The organism is Sorangium sp. So ce381, assembly GCF_051473845.1.
Lineage (GTDB): Bacteria > Myxococcota_A > Polyangia > Polyangiales > Polyangiaceae > Sorangium > Sorangium atrum.
On sequence record NZ_CP150336.1, the window covers coordinates 5,523,655 to 5,538,925 of the forward strand.

Below are 15,271 nucleotides of genomic sequence, written 5' to 3' on the forward strand. Positions count from 1 at the left end.
TGGGCCGGAAGCTCGGCGGATCGATCCCAGGACCGGCGTCGCGCGCTCGACCTGCACCGCGCCGCGTGCGCTCAGGGGCGCAGGCGGCTCAGTCCCGGGCTCGAGCCCGCTCGCCGCCCGGGAGCAGGAATCGAAGGCACCTCGTTGACATGTCTGTTCGAGCTTGCTCGTATGGCGTGGCGAGGGCATCGGGTCTCACCTCCGCCCTGGCCCCGCGAGGCGACGAGATGTTCTCGGTGATCATCAGCGAGAAGGGGGGCGCGGAGCGCCGCGAAACCTTCGACCGGACAGAGATCAACGTCGGCCGCGTGCAGGGCAACGACCTGATGCTGCCGAAGGGCAACGTGTCGAAGCGGCACGCTCGGCTGCTCTTCCGCGACGGGCGCTTCATCGTCACCGATCTCAAGAGCACGAACGGCACGTACGTCAACGGCCGGAAGATCGCTCAGGCGACGATCGTCCGCGAAGGCGACAAGATCTACATCGGCGACTTCGTGCTGCGGATCGAGACGGCGGCGGCCGGGACGGCCCCTCCGGACAGCACGGCGCCCCCGCGCGCGCCGGAAGAGATGTCCGGAGAGCCGGGACCTCTGCCCGATCGCGGGCCGCCGCCGTCCGCCGAGAAGGGGCTGCACCGGTCGGCGCCGCTGCCGCTGATCAACGAGAGGGGCGAGCCGTCGCGCACCAGCCAGGGCGTGATCAGCCACTTCCCCCTCGAGAACGATCCGGACGAGTCGGTCGACGCGGCCGCGGCCATCCCCGTCCCCGGTCCGCCGCGCATCCCCTCGCCTCGCCCGCCCCTCTCGCCGAGCGGCGCGTCCATCCCGCCGCTGCCTGCGCACCCGGCGGCGACCAACGCCCCGCCGGCGCGCGACGGCCGCGCCGTCAACGCCGCCATCCCGCCCCCACAGGCGCCGCGCCCGTACGCGACAGCGACCCCGCTCCCGGCGCAGAGCGCAACGAGCACCGCCGCGGTGTCGCCGCAGGGCGCCTCGAACGTCGCCGTCCACCCCAGCGTGGTCCCCATCCCGAGCCGGCGAGCCATCCCGCCCGTCTCGGATCGGGTCGACCGGGGACAGGGGGACTCGGCGCAAGCCGTGGCGCACCGCCGGGCGCTCGCGCGCCTCATGGAGCGGCTCGCCGACGTGGTCGACCTCGCGGCGCTCGACGGCGGCGCCCCGCCGGACAGCGCGCTCGCCCCGCGCATCACGCAGGCGATCGCCGCGGGCGCGGAGGCGCTGCGCGCGGCGGGCGAGCTCCCCCCCGAGCTCGACGTCGAGGCGCTCCTGGCCGACGCGCAGCGGGAGCTCTTCACGCTCGGTCCGCTCGACCGCTTGCTCGAAGACGCCGAGGTGAGCGAGATCCAGGTGTTCCGCTACGACCACGTGATCGCGATGCACGGGCGCCGGCGCGTCATCGCGGAGGTCGGGTTCAGCAGCGAGCGCGCGGTCGGCCGGGCCATCCGCCGGCTCTGCATGACGGCCGGCCAGCCCATCGAGGCGGGCGCGAGCTTCATCGAGCGGACCCTGCCGAAGGGGCGCCGGCTGTTCGCCGTGCTGCCGCCGGCCGCGAGCTCCACCCTGGTGATCCGGAAGCCGCAGCGCCCCGACGTCACGCTGGACGACCTGGTGCGCAACGGGACGATCTCGCGCGCGATGGCCGGGCTGCTCGCCCAGTGCGTGCTCGGTCGCGGCAACCTCCTCGTCACCGGGACGCGGGACGCCGGGACGGGCTGGCTGCTCGGCGCGCTCGCTGCCGCGGCGCAGCCCGACGACCGGTTCGTGGTGCTCCAGGAGGAGGACGAGCTCGCCCTCGATCAGCCGAACACGCTGTCCATCGCGCTCGGCGCCACGACGGACGAACGCACCCGGGCCGTGCGGGCGGCCGTACGGATCCGGCCGGAGCGGGTCGTCGTGAGCTCGTTCTCGGGCCACGTCGCGGCCGAAATCGTGGACGCCATCGGCGGCGGCATGGACGGCGTGCTCGCGGCCTCACGGGCGCCGACGCTGCGGCAGGCAGTGACGAGGCTCCCCGCCGACATCGCCGCGACCCGCCCCGGGATCACGCCGGAGACGGCGCGCGAGTGGCTGGCCTCGTCCTTCGACCTCGCGATCGAGATCGCGCTGCTCCGCGACGGTCGCCACCGGGTGCTCCGCATCGCGGAGCTCGCGGTGGAGGGCGGGCAGATCGCCATTCGCGACGTCTTCACGTTCGTGGTCGAGCGGACGGCCGCCGGCGGCGCGCTCGAGGGGACGTTTCACGCCTCCGGGCTGGTGCCGGACATCGTGGAAGATCTTCAGTCCCGCGGGCTCAGCGTCGATACGTCGACCTCGTTCCGACGAAATCGCTAGCGGCTGGCCGTACAAACGGCGGCCGACGCGAAGCACGCAGAGCACGCGGAACCCGCGAGATGAGAGCGTCTTGACGAGCGCCGGCTAGGAACGGAGGTTATGATGCTCAGTAGCCATGGCCATCCGCACCATCCTCCACTATCCCGACCCGCGCCTGCGCCAGAAGGCACAGCCGGTCGGGGACATCACGCCCGAAATCACGAAGCTTATCGACGACATGGCCGAGACCATGTACGCGGCGCCCGGCGTCGGCCTTGCGGCCACGCAGATCGGGGAGCCACACCGCGTCTTCCTCGTTGACATCGCCGCAGACAACGAGCCGAGCAACCTCCTCGTGTTCATCAACCCGGAGATCGTGCGCCAAGAGGGGCAGCTGACTGGCCCCGAAGGGTGCCTCTCGTTCCCTGGCATCAGCGAGGACATCAAGCGAGCCGAGCGCGTCACCGTCCGCGCCCGCGGCCGCGACGGGGCGACCTTCGAGATCGCGGCCGACGGCCTGCTCGCCGTGGCCATCCAGCATGAGCTCGACCACCTCGACGGCGTGCTGATGATCGACCGGATGGGCACGCTCAAGAAGCGCATCGTCCAGCGGAAGATGCAGAAGCGCGGCGCAGAAGCCGCGAGCTGACCGGCCCGGGCGCCCCGCGCTCAGCTGCGCGCCGGGAAGGCGAGCGGGCCGTTGACGTATGCGTCGCGGCCGCAGAGCTCCCAGCGAGGATCGACGATCCGGGGCGCGTCGCCTGGCGTGTCCGGGCCGGCCCAGTCGACGGCGCCCGGTCGGCCGCGGGGGCCGAGCAGGATCGGGGCGACGAAGGCGTGCAGCTCGTCGGGCAGGCGCGACGCGAGCAGGCTGCCGGCGAGCTCGGCGCCTCCCTCGACCAGGATGGAGACGATCCCCTGCGAGGCGCAGAGGCGCATCGCGGCGGTCACGTCGACCCGGCCCTCCGCCGAGGTGGGCGCGCGCAGGACGACGCAGCCAGCGTCGACGAGCACCTGCTCCGCCTCCTCGGGCGCGTCGGCGCCCGTGAGCACCCAGGTCGGCACCTCCCGCGCCGTCTGGGCGAGACGCGTGTGGAGCGGCAGCCTGAGCCGCGTGTCGAAGACGAGCCGGATGGGGCTCCGCCCCCCGGGCGCGAGCGCAGGCTCGCGCAGGGTGAGCCGAGGGTCGTCGGCGAGCGCCGTGCCGATCCCGATCGCGACCGCGTCGTGGCGCGAGCGGAGCTCCTGGACCTTGGCGCGCGCCTCGGGGCCGGTGACCCACTTCGAGGCCCCCGTGCGGGTCGCGATGCGACCGTCCAGCGACAGGGCGAGCTTGAGCGCGATGTGGGGGATGCCCGTCGTGATGAACTTGGTCCAGGGCGCGATCAGCGCGCGAGCCTCGGCGCCGGCCACGCCGATCTCCACGGCGAGCCCGGCGTCGCTGAGCCGCTGCGCCCCGCCGCCGACCACCGCAGGGTTCGGATCGGGCGCGCCGACCACGACGCGCTTGATGCCGGCGCTCAGCACCGCATCCACGCAGGGCGGCGTGCGCCCCTCGTGGTTGCAGGGCTCCAGCGTCACGTAGAGCGTCCCGCCGCGCGCCGCGTCGCCGGCGGCCGCGAGCGCCAGCCCCTCCGCGTGGTCCTCGCCCGCGCGCGCGTGGTGCGCGACGGCGACGACCTCCCCCGCGGCGTTCAGCACCACCGCGCCGACCGGGGGGTTCGGCGACGGCATCGCCTTGTGCGCCTCCTCGATGGCGAGGCGCATCATCGCGACGTCGAGCTCGGGATCGGGGCTGGGGGGCTTCGCAGACATCGAAGTGCCGGATCTACTAGGGCGCCTTGGCCTTCACAAGCTTGCCAAGCTCGACCATGAACTGGTCAATGTCCCGAAAGGAACGATAAACACTTGCGAACCGGACATAGGCGACCTCATCGAGGGTACGCAGGTGGTTCATGACCCGTTCGCCCAGCTCGGTCGACAAGATCTCCCGCCGCTCGGACTCCTGCGCCTCGCGCTCGATCGCGTCGGCGATGGCCTCGATCTGGTCGGTGGACACGGGCCGCTTGTTGCACGCGATCCGCAGCCCTCGCACGAGCTTCTGTCGGTCGAACGACTCGCGCCGACCGTCCTTCTTGACGACCGTCGGCAGGATGTCCTCGACGCGCTCGTACGTCGTGAACCGGCGCTCGCACGAGGCGCACTCGCGCCGACGCCGGATCACCTCACCCGCGCCGCCAGCGCGGGAGTCGATGACCCGGTCCTCGAGATGGCCGCAAAATGGGCACTTCATCGAGTCATCCAGCGCGGCGCGCGATCAGCCGTCGAACTGGGAGAACACGAGCGACACGTTGGTGCCACCGAACCCGAACGAGTTCGACATCACATGCTTCAGGCGGCGCTCGCGAGAGGTGAACGGCACGTAGTCGAGGGTGCACTCGGGGTCGGGATCGTCCAGGTTGAGCGTCGGCGGCACGGCGCCGTGGCGCAGCGCGAGAGCGCAGACCGCCGCTTCGACCCCACCTGCGCCCCCGAGCAGGTGGCCCATCGCGGATTTCGTCGAGCTCACCCAGAGGCGCTTCGACGCCGCGTGATCGCCGAACGTCTTGAGGATCGCCCGGGTCTCCTCGATGTCCCCCTGCGGGGTCGAGGTGCCGTGAGCGTTGATGTAGTCGATCGCGTCCGGCGCGAGCTTGGCGTCGTCGAGCGCCATCTTCATCGCTCGCTGCGCGCCAGCGCCGTCGGGCGCCGGCTTCGTGATGTGGTACGCGTCGCACGAGGCGCCGTACCCGACGACCTCTGCGTAGATCTTCGCGCCGCGCTTCTTCGCATGGGAGAGCGACTCGAGCAGCAGCGACCCGGCGCCCTCGGAGCAGACGAAGCCGTCGCGTCCCTTGTCCCAGGGGCGGCTCGCCCGCTGCGGCTCCTCGTTGCGCCTAGAGAGGGCGAACATCGCGCAGAAGCCGCCGATGCCAAGGCCGGTGATCGTCGCCTCCGCGCCGCCCGTGAGCATGATGTGCGAGCGACCTCGGCGGATCCACTCGAACGCCTCTCCGAGCGAGTGCGCGCTCGACGAGCACGCGCTCGTGTTGCAGTAGCTCGCGCCCCGCAGGTCGAGCGCCAGCGCCACCTGCCCTGCAGCGAGGTTGGCGATGACCGTCGGGATGAAGTAGGGGCTGACCTTGTGAGGCCCCTTCTCGTGCAGCGTGATCGAGTGCTGGAACAGGTACTCGAGGCCCCCGAGGCCGACACCGATGAACGTGCCGCACTGATCGCGGTCCTCGTCGGTGAGCTCGATCCCCGAGTCCTGCATGCACATCTGCGATGCGGCGACGGAGAGCTGGGCGAAGCGGCCCATCTCCTTCACCTTCTTCTTGGGGATGTACTCCTCAGGCACGAAGCCCTTCACCTCGCCGGCGAAGCGCGTGGGAAACGTGCTCGCGTCGAAGAGGGTGATGGGTGCGATACCCGACTGACCAGCCAGCAAAGATTGCCAGGTGGCCTGCGTCCCGAGGCCGTTGGGCGTAGCGAGCCCGATGCCGGTGATGACAACGCGTTCCATGGCTCTTCTTGCCCTAGCGCCACCACAGAGGTGAGAGCGCGTGCATCGGCGAAGAGCAGACCCTTCGCTGGCTCACGCGCCAACCCACCTCCATGGTGACGCCGCGTCCGGTAGGGCGGTGGGGACGCTACTTCTTGTCCTTGGCATTCCTTTCGATGTAGTCAATCGCATCCTGGACAGTCCGGATCTTCTCCGTGTCCTCGTCCGGAATGTCGATCTCGAACGCCTCCTCGAACGCGAGGACAAGCTCCACCAGGCCCAGCGAATCGGCGCCCAGATCGTCGATGAAACTCGCCTCAGGCTTGATGTCCTTCTCGTCGACGTCGAGCTGTTCCTTGATGATCCGCTTTACTTCGGCCGTGATGTCGCGACCTTCAGCCATGGTATTCCTCCCGGGAAAACGGAACCCCTAGTAGCCCATCGCCATCAGCGTTGCACCATCGAATTACCTGCGACCGCTTTTTTCGTGTGCGCCTGGTTTGCCGCTGTGCGTGACGCCTGGCAGACGGGGTCCTCAAGCCAGCGCTCTCACACGTACATTCCGCCGTTGACGCGCAGCGTCTCGCCCGTCACGTAGCTCGCCTCGTCGGAGCATAGGAATGCGATCGCCGCGGCGACCTCCTCCGCTCGGCCCGTGCGCCCGAGCGGGACCATCTTCGTCAACCCCTCTTTCATCTCCGCGGTGATCGTCGTCGTCATGTCGGTGTCGATGAACCCGGGCGCCACGGCGTTGACCGTGATGCCGCGCCCCGCGTACTCGCGGGCGAGCGACTTCGTCACGCCGAGCAGGGCCGCCTTCGTCGCGGCATAGGCCGCCTGGCCCACGTTGCCCATCTCCGCCACAACGCTGGAGAGGAACACGATGCGGCCCGTGCGCGCGCGCATCATGACCTTGGTCGCGGCGCGCGCGGACGCGATCGAGCCCTTCACGTTCACGGCGAAGAGGCGATCGAGGTCTTCCTCCTTGATCCGCAGGAGCAGGCCGTCGATCGCAATCCCCGCATTCGCGACGAGGATGTCGAGCCGGCCAAGGCGCTTCGCCGCCTCGGCGATGGCGGCCTCGGTCGCCTGCAGGTCCGCGACGTCGAAGCCGAGCGCCTCGGCCTTGCCGCCGCGCGCGGTGATCGCCTCGACGACCGCGCGCGCCTCGGCTTCGCCGCGCACGTAGTTGACGATGACGTGCGCGCCCTGCGCCGCGAGGGCCTCCGACGCGGCACGCCCGATTCCTCGCGATCCACCCGTGACGATCGCAACTTTGCCCGTAAGGTCGAACATCGATGCCTATGCCTCCGAAAGGAACGCGTTCACGCGCTCAATCCCCGCCATGTCGCTCACGCTGAGCACCTTGATCTGCTTCGTGATCCGCTTCACCAACCCGGCGAGCACCTTGCCAGGGCCGATCTCGAGGGCGTGCGTCACGCCGTCCTCCGCCATGCGCTCGATCGTCCGCATCCACTGCACGGTTCCATCGATCTGGCGCAGGAGGAGCGACCGTACCCGCTCCGGATCGGCGTTCGGCGTGGCGTCGACGTTCGCGATCACGGGGAAGGCGAGCGGCATCAGCTGGGTGCGCTCGAGCTCGGGACGCAGGCGTTCCGCCGCGGGTCGCATCAGCGCGCAGTGGAAGGGGGCGCTCACCTTGAGCGGGATGGCCTTGCCGCCGCGGGCGACGGCGAGCTCGCCCGCGCGCGCGACCGCGCCGGCGTGCCCGGCGATCACGATCTGCCCCGGCCCGTTGTAGTTCGCCGGGGCGACCACCTCGCCTTGCGCCGCCTCGGCGCAGATCGCGAGCACCACCTCCTGGTCGAGCGCGATGAGCGCCGCCATCGCCCCCTCGCCCGCCGGCACGGCCTCCTGCATGGCGCTGCCCCGGATCCGGCAGAGCCGCACCGCATCCTCGATCTCGAGCGCGCCGGCGGCGACCAGCGCGCTGTACTCGCCGAGCGAGTGGCCGGCCGCGTACAGCGGCGGCTCGAGGTTGGGCAGGTGCTCGATGAGGGCCGCGGCCACGGCGCAGCTCGTCGCGACGATGGCGGGCTGGGTGTTGCTCGTCTGCGTCAGCGCCTCCATCGGCCCCTCGAAGCAGAGCCGCGAGATCGGCTCGCCGAGCGCTGCGTCCGCTCGCGCGAACGCGCCGCGCGCGGCCACCGAGGCCTCCGCGAGGGCCTTGCCCATCCCCACCTCTTGCGCCCCTTGCCCTGGAAACAGCCAAGCGATTTTCACGTTTGCCCTCAATTCCAAGCCAGGGAGGCGGACGCCGTCCGTCCCCCGAACCACGTCATGCGGCCGGCGCGCGCGAGACTACCTCAGGCCGGATCGCCCGGCGAGCTCGACCGCCACGTGTAGACCCCGACCCCGACGCAGGCACACGCGCATGGGCCCGTTCACATCCGGATGACGGACGCGCCCCAGGAGATGCCAGCGCCGAGCGCGCAGAACAGGACGTTTTGCCCCGGCTTGATGCGCCCATCGCGGACCGCCTCGTCGAGGGCGATGGGGATCGATGCGCTCGACGTGTTGCCGTACTCCTCGATGTTGAGCACGAACCTCTCCAGGGGGAGGTTGAGCCGCGCGGCGACCTGGCTGATGATCCGCAGGTTCGCCTGATGGGCGACGACCCAGTCCAGGTCCGCAGCCGCCATGCCCGCCGTGTCGAGCGCGATCAGCGACGCGCTGGACAGGTTCTTCACGGCGACCTTGAAGATGTCCTGCCCCACCATGTGGACCTTGTTGCGGCTCTGCTCGATGCCCTCGGCCGTCAGCGGCTCGGCCGTGCCGCCGCCCGGGATGACCAGCGAGTTCGCGAGCACGCCGTCGCTGAAGATCCGGGTCGAGATGATGCCCCTGCCGTCGCCCGACGCAGGCCCGAGCACGACCGCGCCCGCGCCGTCGCCGAACAGGACGCACGTCGTTCGATCCTTCCAGTTCAGGATGCGCGAGAGCAGCTCGACGCCGATCACGAGGACGTGTCGGGCCACGCCGTTCGCGATGAACTGATCGGCGATCGTGAGGCCGTAGACGAAGCCGGCGCAGGCCGCCGAGATGTCGAACGCGGGGATCTCCTGAGCGCCGAGCTTCTGCTGCACGTACACGGCGCAGGAGGGCATCGGGGTGTCGCCGCTGATCGTCCCGACGATGATCATGTCGAGATCGGCCGCCGAGAGCCCGGCGGCGTCCAGAGCAGAGCGGCCAGCCGCGGCGGCCATGTCGCTCGTGAGCTCTCCCTCGGCAGCGACATGGCGCCGACGGATCCCCGTTCGCTCGCTGATCCAGCTGTCGGAGGTGTCGACGATCTTCTCGAGATCGGTGTTGTGAAGGACTCGGGCGGGCGCGTAGCTGCCCGTCCCGAGGATGCGGCTCCTCGGCTGCGTGGAGCTCATGCGACGGCCCCTCGCGCATCCGCGCGAGCCGGCGCCGCGCCCAGGTGCGCGGGCGCAGCGTTCGCGCGCGCCGGCGCACCCGCGCCCGTCATGAGGCCGCGGTCGCCTTGGTCGCCTTCGCCTTGCGCCCGTTGTAGTGCCCGCAGGCGCCACAGGCGCGGTGCGGGAGCCGGGCTTCCCCGCAGTTCTCGCAAGAGACGAGCTGGACGGGGGTCACCTTGTCGTGGTTGGCGCGCCGCATGTCGCGCTTGCTGGGGGTGGTTTTCCTCTTGGGGACGGCCACGGAACTACTCCTTCTTGGTCTTCTTCTTCGGTGTCCCGGCCTTGGCCGGGGGGGTCGATGCAGGTTCTGCGCGCCTGTCAGAGCCGCTGGGCTTCTGTCCAAGCTTCTCTCGGAGCGCGCTGAGCGGCGCGAGCCGCGGATCGAGGCCTGGAGCGGCCTCATCCTCCTCCGCCACCCCGCGGACGAGGGCCGAGGAGCCGCCTTCGCGGTCCTCTCGGGACGCGGCAGGACCGATACCCGGGCAAGCCTCCGAGCACAAGGGGAAGTTCGGCATCTCGAGGAGAATGGCCTCGCGGATGAACGGATCGAGCTCGACCGTCTCGCCGTCGTACGTGTCGACGTCGGCCTCTTCCGACGTGAACTCGTACTCGGGCTCCTTGGCCTTGCTGCCCCCCGCCTTCGCCGCGCCGTTGCGGGCGGCGTCGTCCCGCCGGTGGTGGCCGTGGCCGTGCCCGTGGCCGTCCGCCTTCGGGGCAGGACGCAAGAGGAGCGAGAGCTCGGCGTCGATGTCCAGCGCAGCAGGGGCAAGGCACCGCGCGCAGGGCGTGGCGACGGGCGCCTTGACGCGGCCGCGCACGACGATCTCGTTCCCCGTCCGCGAGAGGCGGGCCGTGATGTGGCCTGGCGCGCGCCCGGTGACGTCGGCGTCAGCGAGCGTCGCGTTCATCCAGTCGAGCGGCAGCGGCAGGTCCAGCGAAATGCCGGAGATGTCGATGTCGTTGGCGGAGACGGCAAACTGGGACATGGGTTCCGGTCCAGTGAAAGCGGAGCGTTTAGCGCGGGGTGCGTTGGCTCGCAAGAACGACCCGCAGCCGCCGTCACATCGGGCTGCATGATAGCGTCGCCCGCGCATGGACCGCAGCGCCACGCCCGAGGCCAGGCCCCCGCCGCCGCCGGGCGCCGCCGATCGGCGGCCGGAACCTTCAGGGGAAGCACGGCGAGCAGGCCGCCGCGCGGCGATTGCGATCGCCCTCTATGCGCTCGTGACGCTCGCGTACGCCGCGAGCTCCTCCCGCGAGATCTTCGGCGTCCACACGCCCTACAACCACTACGCGCTGCTCGCGGAGGCGTGGCTCCACGGCCGCCTCGATCTCGGCGGACCGCCGCCGGCGCACGCGGGCGGCAACGACTTCGCCGTGTTCGGCGACCGCTACTACGTCAGCTTCCCCCCCTTCCCCGCGGTCCTCATCGCGCCGCTCGTCAAGCTCGCCGGCGGCGCCGAGCGCGTGCGCGACGGGCAGTTCTTCCTGGCGTTCGCCGGCATCGGGCCGGCTGTCCTCTTCCTCGCGCTGGAGAAGCTCTCGGCCTCACGCCGCAGCCACCGCGCGCAGGCCGAGAACGTCGCGCTCTCGCTGCTCTTCGCGCTCGGGAGCGTCTACTGGTTCAGCGCGGTGCAAGGGACGGTGTGGTTCGCCGCGCACGTCGTCGGCGTCGCGCTGGCGTGCGTCTATCTCTACTGCGCGCTCGAAGCCGCCCATCCGCTCGCGGCGGGGCTCGCCCTGGGCCTCGGCTTCGCGACCCGCACGCCGCTCGGCTTCGCCCTGCCGCTGTTCCTGTTCGAGGCGCTCCGCGTGGACCGCTCGGACCCGCGCGCCCTCTTGCGCCGGCTCGCCCTGTTCGCCGCGCCGGCGGCGCTCGTGCTCTCGGCGCTGCTCTGGCACAACCACGCGCGCTTCGGCGACGCTGTCGAGTTCGGCCACCGGTACCTCCACATCGCGTGGCGCGCGCGGATCGAGAAGTGGGGGCTCTTCTCGTACCACTACCTGCCGCGCAACCTCGCGGTGGTGCTCACCGGTCTGCCGTACACCCATGTGCAGGGCGCCCCCTTCCAGATCAACGCTCACGGGCTCGCGCTCTGGGTGACCACGCCGATCTATGCGTGGGCCCTCTGGCCCCGGCGCACGCCGCCCCCGTTCTGGGCGCTCGCCGCTACGGTATCCGCGGTCGCGCTGCCGAGCCTCCTCTACCAGAACACCGGCTGGCTCCAGTTCGGCTACCGCTTCTCCAACGATTTCGCCCCGTTTCTCTTCGCCATGATCGCCGTCTCCGGCCGCCGCTTCGGCGTGCCGTTCTACGCCCTCGGGGCGGCCGCGATCGCCGTCAACGGGTTCGGAGCGCTCACGTTCCAGCGCGCGGGCTTCGAGCGGTTCTACTTCGTCGAGCGCACCCAGCGGGTGCTGCACCAGCCCGACTGAGTCGGCCCACGCCTCCGCGCCGCTGCCGCGACGCCGCGCCGAGGACGCTCCTCCTCCTCGGCACGCGGCCGGAGGGGGCGCGCTCCCTCGGGCGCGCGGGCGATCCAGCGGGCGGCGCACGCGGCCCTTGGGTGCAGGGCGCTCGCCGTGCTAGCCCTCGCCGCGCCATGGAAGCTCTGCTCGACCCGGCCGCCATCGGACGCGGCCTGCGGCGCGTCGCGCTCCAGATCGCCGAGCGCGGCCGCGGCATAGACGATCTGGCGCTCATCGGGATCCGACGGGGCGGTGAGCCGCTGGCCAAGCGGCTGGCCGCGCTGCTCCTCGAGATCGAGGGGCACGCGCCGCCGGTCGGCGCCGTCGACATCACGCTCTACCGCGACGACGCCGCGACCGCCCTGCCGAACCCGCGCATCGGCCCAAGCCACATCTCCTTCCCCGTCGACGGCCGGCGCATCGTGCTGATCGACGACGTGGTCTACACCGGTCGCACCATCCGCGCGGCGCTCGACGCCGTGCTCGACTACGGGCGACCGCAGCGGATCGAGCTCGTCGCGCTCGTCGATCGCGGCGGCAGGGAATTGCCGATTCACCCCGACTACGTCGTCCGCGCGGTCGAGCTCGCCCCCGGGCAGCGCGTCGACGTCGTGGAGCGCGCGGGCGAGCTCTGGGCTCTCGTCACCGCCGCCGGCACAAAGCTCTCGGAGCCCCCCCCGCCACCGGAAGGAACGTAAGCCAGCGCATGAGGAGGATCTACCCGCACCGACACCTGCTCGGCATCGAGGGTCTCTCGCGTACCGAGATCGTGGCCCTCCTGGACGCCGCCGAGTCGCTCTTCGACGTCTCCCGGCGGAGCGTGCGCAAGGTGCCCACGCTCCGCGGCAAGACGGTCGTGAACCTCTTCTACGAGCCGTCGACGCGCACACGTACGTCGTTCGAGCTCGCGGGCAAGCGGCTCAGCGCCGACGTCATCAACATCAGCGTCTCCACGTCGAGCGCGGTCAAGGGGGAATCGCTGCTCGACACGGTGCAGAACCTCCAGGCGATGCAGCCGGACGTGCTGGTCATCCGGCACGCCGCGTCGGGCGCGCCGCACCACGTCGCCGCGCACACGCGCGCCGCGGTCGTCAACGCGGGGGACGGCACGCACGAGCACCCGACGCAGGCGCTGCTCGACGCGTTCACGATCCGGCGCGCGAAGGGCCGACTCGAAGGGCTGGAGGTCGCCATCTGCGGCGACATCGTCCACAGCCGCGTGGCCCGCTCGAACGCGCACCTGCTCACGACGATGGGCGCGCGGGTCCGCTTCGCCGGCCCGCGCACGCTCCTTCCGGTCGCGGGCGAGTCGCTCGGCGCGACCGTCTACGACCGGATCGAGCCCGCCCTCGAGGGCGCCGACGTCGTGATGATGCTGCGCGTGCAGCGCGAGCGGCTGAGCGGCAGCTTCCTGCCCAGCACGCGCGAGTACAGCCGCACGTTCGGGCTGAACCCGGCCCGGCTCGCGCTCGCCAAGCCGGACGCGATCGTGATGCACCCGGGGCCGATGAACCGCGGCGTCGAGATCGATCCGCGCGTCGCGGACGGCGCGCAGAGCGTGATCCTCGACCAGGTCGAGGCCGGCGTCGCGGTCAGGATGGCCGTGCTCTGGATCCTGGCCGCGGAGGCCAACGAGTTCTCCGCGACCGGCGAGCCACGCCCAGCGCCCTGACGACCGCCCCGGCCGCCCGAGCGGGGCGTGGCGGCGTGGCCGGGGCAGACGGACGCTCTGGCCCATGGAACCCACGGAAGCATGATGAAAGACGCGGCCCCCGCGCGCGGCTCCCGCCGGCATATGCCCGCTCGCAGCGAACAGGGTTCCCTGTTGCGCCCCGTTTTAATAGGCTGGTCCATCTTTTTGAAAGGGTGGAGCCAACCATGTTTTCGCGAGACGTCCTCAGGATCGATGCCCCGGCAGTAGCGCAAGAGATCGAGCAGGCCATCCGGGATCAGGTGTTCGGTACGCTGCGGCGGCGCGGGGCCGTGGTCGGGATCTCGGGCGGGATCGACAGCTCCGTCGTCTCGACGCTGTGCGTCCGCGCGCTCGGCAAGGACAAGGTGCTGGGCATCTTCATGCCCGAGCGCGACACCTCCGATGACGCGCTCCGCCTCGGCAAGCTGCTCGCCGAGGGGCTCGGCATCGAGGCGGTCATCGAGAACATCAAGCCCGCGCTGACCGGCCTCCGCTGCTACGAGCGGCAGGACGAGGCGATCCGGATGGTCTACCCGGACTACAACGAGAGCTGGAAGTTCAAGATCACGCTCCCCTCGATCCTCGAGAGCGACAGGCTGAACGTCTCGCAGCTGACGGCGCAGCCGCCCGGCGAGGAGCCGCGCGTGAAGCGGATCCCCCTGAACGCGTACCTGCAGCTCGTCGCCGCGACGAACTTCAAGCAGCGCATCCGCAAGATGATGGAGTACTACCACGCGGACAGGCTCAATTACGCCGTCGCCGGCACGCCGAACCTGCTGGAGTACGATCAGGGCTTCTTCGTCAAGCAGGGCGACGGCGCCGCGGACTTCAAGCCGATCGCGCACCTGTACAAGAGCCAGGTCTACGCGCTCGCCGAGTACATCGGCGTCCCTGCCGATATCCGCAGGCGCGCGCCGACGACGGACACGTTCTCGATGCCGCAGGGGCAGGACGAGTTCTACTTCGCGCTCCCCTACGACAAGATGGACCTCTGCCTGTACGCCTACAACAACAACGTCCCGGCCGCGGACGCGGCGGCCGCCGTCGGCATCACGCCGCAGCAGGTCGAGCGCGTGTTCAAGGACATCGAAGCGAAGCGCCGGGTAGCGCAGTACCTCCACGCGCAGCCGATGCTCGTCCGCGATCAGGGCCACGCCTGACGAGCCGCGCCGCCGGACCGCGCTCGTCGCTGTCAACGGCATTCTCAACCTGGTACGCCGTTCCCCTGGCGTGAAACCCGCCGGAAACAGCGTGGAGCCGCGCTGACATTCACTCCCGTTGACGACGGTGACGGACGGGCTCGCAGCGAGATCGTCAGTCGCCAATCTCACCTAAGCGGCGTGCCCTGGCGGCGGTCTTCGGACGCGGACGGCACGGGGGACGCCGCACACGAACGAGCGCGGACGCGAGCGTGAGCGATGAACCGCAACCGCAACGGAAGCTGCGTCCTGCCGCGATCCGCGCGTTGGCCGTCGCTCCGCGGAGTGTTCTCGACACGAAAGCCGGGGGGGTGATAGACGTTGAGACTACCTCCATGAGCACTTCCAACATCGAATCGACGATTCGCAACTTCCTGGTCACCTCGTTCGGATACCGGGGCGCTACCGCCGATCTCGGGTCCGAGGTCGCTTTGCTCGATCAGGGGATCCTGGACTCGACGGCCGTCCTCGAGATCGTTCAGTTCCTCGAGCAGGACCTCGGCATCCAGGTCGCCGACGAGGAGATGGTGCCGGAGAATTTCGGCTCGATCGCCAGGCTCGTCACCTACGTGAGCGGGAAGAAGAACAGCAACTAG

General features: G+C 70.6%; 16 protein-coding genes. 7 read left to right on the plus strand and 9 right to left on the minus strand.

What is annotated here, in order from left to right:
* Positions 1–149 precede the first annotated feature (149 nt).
* Positions 150–2,351: an ATPase, T2SS/T4P/T4SS family gene (locus tag WMF29_RS20775; protein ID WP_437330499.1), complete on the plus strand. Its 2,202-nt coding sequence runs from the start codon at positions 150–152 to the stop codon at positions 2,349–2,351.
* Between the two features lie 115 nt (positions 2,352–2,466).
* Positions 2,467–2,979, plus strand: coding sequence for a peptide deformylase (gene def / locus WMF29_RS20780; RefSeq protein ID WP_437300843.1), 513 nt, complete (start codon positions 2,467–2,469; stop codon positions 2,977–2,979).
* Between the two features lie 20 nt (positions 2,980–2,999).
* On the opposite strand, the gene ribD is transcribed toward def, so the two are convergent.
* The 9 genes from ribD to WMF29_RS20825 all read right to left on the minus strand — a co-directional run bounded on the left by ribD (position 3,000) and on the right by WMF29_RS20825 (position 10,300).
* Positions 3,000–4,145 carry a bifunctional diaminohydroxyphosphoribosylaminopyrimidine deaminase/5-amino-6-(5-phosphoribosylamino)uracil reductase RibD gene (gene ribD / locus WMF29_RS20785; RefSeq protein WP_437330500.1) on the minus strand — a complete coding sequence of 382 codons (1,146 nt, stop codon included), beginning with the start codon at positions 4,143–4,145 and terminating at the stop codon, positions 3,000–3,002.
* A gap of 16 nt (positions 4,146–4,161) precedes the next feature.
* The gene (nrdR, locus tag WMF29_RS20790; RefSeq protein WP_012236442.1) at positions 4,162–4,623 is read right to left on the minus strand and encodes a transcriptional regulator NrdR; all 462 of its coding nucleotides are present in this window, start codon (positions 4,621–4,623) and stop codon (positions 4,162–4,164) included.
* 24 nt (positions 4,624–4,647) lie between these two features.
* Positions 4,648–5,892 (minus strand): beta-ketoacyl-ACP synthase II, encoded by a 1,245-nt coding sequence (gene fabF, locus WMF29_RS20795; protein WP_437330501.1) that lies wholly within the window; start codon positions 5,890–5,892, stop codon positions 4,648–4,650.
* Between the two features lie 127 nt (positions 5,893–6,019).
* Positions 6,020–6,274 carry an acyl carrier protein gene (acpP, locus tag WMF29_RS20800; protein WP_012236444.1) on the minus strand — a complete coding sequence of 85 codons (255 nt, stop codon included), beginning with the start codon at positions 6,272–6,274 and terminating at the stop codon, positions 6,020–6,022.
* A gap of 146 nt (positions 6,275–6,420) precedes the next feature.
* On the minus strand, positions 6,421–7,167 hold the full coding sequence (locus tag WMF29_RS20805) for a 3-oxoacyl-ACP reductase family protein (protein ID WP_437330502.1): 747 nt from the start codon (positions 7,165–7,167) through the stop codon (positions 6,421–6,423).
* Between the two features lie 6 nt (positions 7,168–7,173).
* Entirely contained in the window at positions 7,174–8,115 is a 942-nt protein-coding gene (gene fabD / locus WMF29_RS20810; protein WP_437330503.1) for an ACP S-malonyltransferase, read from the minus strand.
* A gap of 161 nt (positions 8,116–8,276) precedes the next feature.
* Positions 8,277–9,272 carry a beta-ketoacyl-ACP synthase III gene (locus tag WMF29_RS20815; protein WP_437330504.1) on the minus strand — a complete coding sequence of 332 codons (996 nt, stop codon included), beginning with the start codon at positions 9,270–9,272 and terminating at the stop codon, positions 8,277–8,279.
* Between the two features lie 88 nt (positions 9,273–9,360).
* On the minus strand, positions 9,361–9,555 hold the full coding sequence (rpmF, locus tag WMF29_RS20820; protein WP_012236448.1) for a 50S ribosomal protein L32: 195 nt from the start codon (positions 9,553–9,555) through the stop codon (positions 9,361–9,363).
* Between the two features lie 4 nt (positions 9,556–9,559).
* Complete coding sequence (locus tag WMF29_RS20825; protein WP_437330505.1) at positions 9,560–10,300, minus strand: YceD family protein; 741 nt, start codon at positions 10,298–10,300, stop codon at positions 9,560–9,562.
* A gap of 106 nt (positions 10,301–10,406) precedes the next feature.
* On the opposite strand from WMF29_RS20825, the gene WMF29_RS20830 reads away from it, so the two are divergent.
* The 5 genes from WMF29_RS20830 (at position 10,407) to WMF29_RS20850 (ending at position 15,271) form a co-directional block, all read left to right on the plus strand.
* On the plus strand, positions 10,407–11,750 hold the full coding sequence (locus tag WMF29_RS20830) for a hypothetical protein (protein ID WP_437330506.1): 1,344 nt from the start codon (positions 10,407–10,409) through the stop codon (positions 11,748–11,750).
* 167 nt (positions 11,751–11,917) lie between these two features.
* Positions 11,918–12,481: a bifunctional pyr operon transcriptional regulator/uracil phosphoribosyltransferase PyrR gene (pyrR, locus tag WMF29_RS20835; protein ID WP_272099607.1), complete on the plus strand. Its 564-nt coding sequence runs from the start codon at positions 11,918–11,920 to the stop codon at positions 12,479–12,481.
* Between the two features lie 8 nt (positions 12,482–12,489).
* A complete protein-coding gene (locus WMF29_RS20840; protein ID WP_437330507.1) occupies positions 12,490–13,455 on the plus strand; it encodes an aspartate carbamoyltransferase catalytic subunit in 966 nt (321 codons plus the stop codon).
* Between the two features lie 206 nt (positions 13,456–13,661).
* Positions 13,662–14,636, plus strand: a complete 975-nt coding sequence (nadE, locus tag WMF29_RS20845) for an NAD(+) synthase (protein WP_437330508.1) — start codon at positions 13,662–13,664, stop codon at positions 14,634–14,636.
* A gap of 374 nt (positions 14,637–15,010) precedes the next feature.
* Positions 15,011–15,271, plus strand: coding sequence for an acyl carrier protein (locus WMF29_RS20850; RefSeq protein WP_437330509.1), 261 nt, complete (start codon positions 15,011–15,013; stop codon positions 15,269–15,271).

Coding starts and splice junctions, on each gene's coding strand:
- nadE (WP_437330508.1), top strand. CDS start 13,662: ATGTTTTCGCGAGACGTCCTCAGGATCGATGCCCCGGCAGTAGCGCAA.
- nrdR (WP_012236442.1), bottom strand. CDS start 4,623: ATGAAGTGCCCATTTTGCGGCCATCTCGAGGACCGGGTCATCGACTCC.
- ribD (WP_437330500.1), bottom strand. CDS start 4,145: ATGTCTGCGAAGCCCCCCAGCCCCGATCCCGAGCTCGACGTCGCGATG.
- acpP (WP_012236444.1), bottom strand. CDS start 6,274: ATGGCTGAAGGTCGCGACATCACGGCCGAAGTAAAGCGGATCATCAAG.
- WMF29_RS20830 (WP_437330506.1), top strand. CDS start 10,407: ATGGACCGCAGCGCCACGCCCGAGGCCAGGCCCCCGCCGCCGCCGGGC.
- WMF29_RS20840 (WP_437330507.1), top strand. CDS start 12,490: ATGAGGAGGATCTACCCGCACCGACACCTGCTCGGCATCGAGGGTCTC.
- WMF29_RS20825 (WP_437330505.1), bottom strand. CDS start 10,300: ATGTCCCAGTTTGCCGTCTCCGCCAACGACATCGACATCTCCGGCATT.
- WMF29_RS20775 (WP_437330499.1), top strand. CDS start 150: ATGTCTGTTCGAGCTTGCTCGTATGGCGTGGCGAGGGCATCGGGTCTC.
- WMF29_RS20850 (WP_437330509.1), top strand. CDS start 15,011: ATGAGCACTTCCAACATCGAATCGACGATTCGCAACTTCCTGGTCACC.
- WMF29_RS20805 (WP_437330502.1), bottom strand. CDS start 7,167: ATGTTCGACCTTACGGGCAAAGTTGCGATCGTCACGGGTGGATCGCGA.
- def (WP_437300843.1), top strand. CDS start 2,467: ATGGCCATCCGCACCATCCTCCACTATCCCGACCCGCGCCTGCGCCAG.
- WMF29_RS20815 (WP_437330504.1), bottom strand. CDS start 9,272: ATGAGCTCCACGCAGCCGAGGAGCCGCATCCTCGGGACGGGCAGCTAC.
- fabF (WP_437330501.1), bottom strand. CDS start 5,892: ATGGAACGCGTTGTCATCACCGGCATCGGGCTCGCTACGCCCAACGGC.
- pyrR (WP_272099607.1), top strand. CDS start 11,918: ATGGAAGCTCTGCTCGACCCGGCCGCCATCGGACGCGGCCTGCGGCGC.